Below are 1128 nucleotides of genomic sequence, written 5' to 3'. Positions count from 1 at the left end.
GATTGATCCGCAGGCTGGTTTCGAGCGCGGTGATTTCTACCCACGCGTCCCGCCCCGCCGCTCCCGGAGGACCGATGACCCTCACGTCCCGTCCCGCCGCCGCCCTGCGCCGCCTGCTGGTGGTCACCGTCGTGGTGGCCCTCGGCGGCCTGGCGCTCGGCAGCCGCCACCAGGTCTCGGCCGAGGACGCCCTGCAGCCGGTGCCGCGGGCGGTCTGCGGGCCGGGCGCGCTCCCCGAGACCGGCGTCCAGGGTCGGGTGCCGACCTCCGACTACACCTCGGGACGTGCCGCGCAGGGCTACCGCTGCAACACCCGGCAGGTCTCGCACGTCGGCAAGGTCGGCGGCTTCAAGGTGCTGCGCTACACCGACAGCACCGGACGCACCTGCGCCTACTACGACTCCACCCTCGCCTTCCCGCGCGACGTCGTCACCGGCCTGCTCACCGGCACCGGCAACGGCGTCGTGGTGCTCGACATGAGCGATCCGGCGCACCCGCGCCGCACCGCGACCCTGCGCACCGCCGCGATGATCAGCCCGCACGAGAGCCTGCTGCTCAACGAGCGACGCGGCCTGCTCGTCGGCGTGCTCGGCAGCTTCCTGACCGCGCCGGGCGTCCTCGACGTCTACGACCTGCGGGCCGACTGCCGGCATCCGGTGCTGCGCTCGAGCACCCTCGCAGGCGTGCTCGGCCACGAGTCGGGCTTCTCCCACGACGGCCGCACCTTCTACACCGCGAGCACGATCGCGACGCTCGCCGCGATCGACCTCACCGACCCCGCGCGGCCGCGCACGATCTTCACCCGCTACGGCGTCAACTACCACGGTCTGCGGCTCTCCGCCGACGACCGCACCCTCTACGCCGCCCGCATCGGCACGCCGTCCCTGACGCTGCTGCGCGACGCCGGTCTGACGATCATCGACGTCTCCGACATCCAGGCCCGCAGGGCCAGGCCGAGCGTGCCGGTGCTCTCGCAGATCACCTGGCCCGAGCACTCCATCCCGCAGGTGGCCGAGCCGTTCACCCGCGACGGGCGCCACTACGTGCTGGAGGTCGACGAGTTCATCGACCTCTTCGAGCTCAAGGGGCTCCTCGACCTCGTCCACGCGCCCGTCGGCGCCGCGCGGG

The 1128-nt window shown here is 72.9% G+C and carries 1 protein-coding gene; it reads left to right on the top strand.

What is annotated here, in order from left to right; genetic code table 11:
* Positions 1 to 74 precede the first annotated feature (74 nt).
* Positions 75 to 1128, top strand: a 1054-nt coding sequence (locus tag ACZDWJ_RS18330) for an LVIVD repeat-containing protein (RefSeq protein WP_463523384.1), incomplete at its 3' end; no start/stop codon positions are given.

The sequence above is a fragment of the Nocardioides sp. B129/18 genome, assembly GCF_055282735.1.
This window is presented reverse-complemented; position numbering and strand designations above follow the sequence as displayed.